1 protein-coding gene is annotated in these 2,062 nt (G+C 36.7%); it reads right to left on the bottom strand.

Annotated features, from left to right (window positions below):
• Nucleotides 1–16: 16 nt before the first annotated feature.
• A partial coding sequence (locus LW137_RS07020; protein WP_233034913.1) for an autotransporter outer membrane beta-barrel domain-containing protein occupies nucleotides 17–2,062 on the bottom strand: 2,046 nt, incomplete at its 5' end.

Raw genomic sequence — 2,062 nt, 5'->3', positions numbered from 1 at the left:
AGGAGCTTTAGCTTTTTTATTTTGAGTTTTGGCTTTCTAGCTTCACAGGAGCCTGGAGAGTTTCTTTCTCTTGAGTGAGGATAGGCTTAGGAGTATAAGTTCCTTCTCCAAAGCTATATCTCACACCTAGATTGATTTGATAATCTGTAGTGATCTTTCCTCCAAAGCTTCTTTCAAAGTCAAAGTAGAGTTTTGCTCCATTTTCAAAAGCAACATTTGTCCCTACATTCATTACAAATCGAGAAGTTGATTCAAGTGAAGAGAGTGCTACTACTGCATTGTGTTCATCTTGGATAGATACATCTCCTCCAGTGATAAAGTCATGCACATAATAAGCTCCAAGATAGATTTTTGCACTCATTTTCTTTTGCTCGATGAAGTTTTTGAAGTCATATCCAAAACTAGATCCAAGACGACTTCTGAGTGTAAAGATTGAATCTCTTGTTCCTTCTAGAGTTGAAACTCCATAAGCATGCTTAATCGTTCGATCAAGATCGCTTTGATCAAGATAACCAAAGGCAAGTTCTACTTGAGGATCGATATACCATTCTTTTGTTTTTCCTAATAAGAAGCGATATCCTACTTCTTGAGAGAATGTTGCAGCAAAGTTATTTGCATCATAAGTTTTTACCTCTCCTAATAAATCAAGTTTAGAAGCGATATAGCTAAATTTTAAGATGCTATCAGTATAAAGTCCATTTGCCCATCCTGTCTCTGCACTTGCTCCATCTTGAACATAAGCATTATAGATTGCAAACTCAACTGCATTAGAGTTGGCTTGTTTGAGTCCTTTGGTGCTTTGATCAAGTTCTTGAATGTGTTTTGTTTCGGCAAGAGAATTGGCATAAGAGAGGGCAAATCCTAGATAGTTATTGGCTCCTTCAAATCCAAAGGCATAATCATATCCTGCTTGGATAGTAGTATAGATAGACTGAGTTTCTAAAGCAAAGTTTGAAGTTTGCATTCCATTAAATACTCTTGCCCATATCCCTTGAGAGTTTGGATTATTTCTTAGCTCTCCCATTCTTTTATTTAAGCTATTGAGATTAGCCAGATAGAGATCATAATTGATATTCATGGCAGAAGCTGAGACTTTCTGATTGGCTTCTGAGGCACCTTTAGATTTGGCAGATCCTAGGAAGTAGGTGGTGTAACCTGAACCATTCTTTGCCTCTTTATTAGTTTTTTCTGTAGTGAAATCATAAGAGATCAAACTAAAGCCAGCAATAGAATCAGTTGCTTGAAGGGTGATTCCTGAAGTATCTTTAACAGTAGCTAGGGCAATATTGTTTGTAAAATCACCTTTTTTATAAAGCTCTTTTCCAATCACGCTATAAGGATTAGCAATCACACCTAGATAATGAGTTTTGCTAGTGCTGAGATTTGAACTATTTCCTTCAATCACAATACGATCTGCTTTGGCAGAAGAGCTTGAAGAGGCTTCAGGATTTGCATGCACTAAGAATGTAATTGGTTTATAAGCACTTGTAACTTCACTGATCTCTAAGGTTGAAAAAGATTCTTTTTGGGCAGGAGAGAATGACCATCTTGATTGACCAGAGAGGTTGATGATAGCATCTCCTAAAGTTTCTAGCTTAGCAATTTTAAGAGAATTCCCTTCAAGATTTAAAGCAGCATCATCAAAGAAATTAAGCTTCAGTGTTCCTTTGATATCCAAATCTCCATTCAATGTAGCTTGAAGATTGTGAATGCTAAAGTTAGCAGTTGCACTGCTTTCTGTTGTGATTTTTGTCACCTTAAGAGAGGCATTATCACTGAAGGAAAGATTAAGCGTTCCGTCTTTTCCTTGAATTTCTCCAGTCAACATGACATTAGAAGCATTCAAATTGAGATTGGTGCTTCCATTTGCATTGATGATATTTCCAAGAATACTTGCTTCTTTGGCATTGAAATTCAGTGTTGTTGTGCTATTTGAGTCTTTGTTATAGATGGTGCCAGAATTTTGATGATCACTACTGCTTTGTTTTAAGATGAGTTGTGTGGTTTCTCCTGTGAAGTTGATGATACTTGTCCCTTTTTGTTGGGCAAGGATATTGGCTGA

It is taken from the genome of Helicobacter kayseriensis (assembly GCF_021300655.1).
GTDB lineage: Bacteria > Campylobacterota > Campylobacteria > Campylobacterales > Helicobacteraceae > Helicobacter_G > Helicobacter_G kayseriensis.
This window is presented reverse-complemented; position numbering and strand designations above follow the sequence as displayed.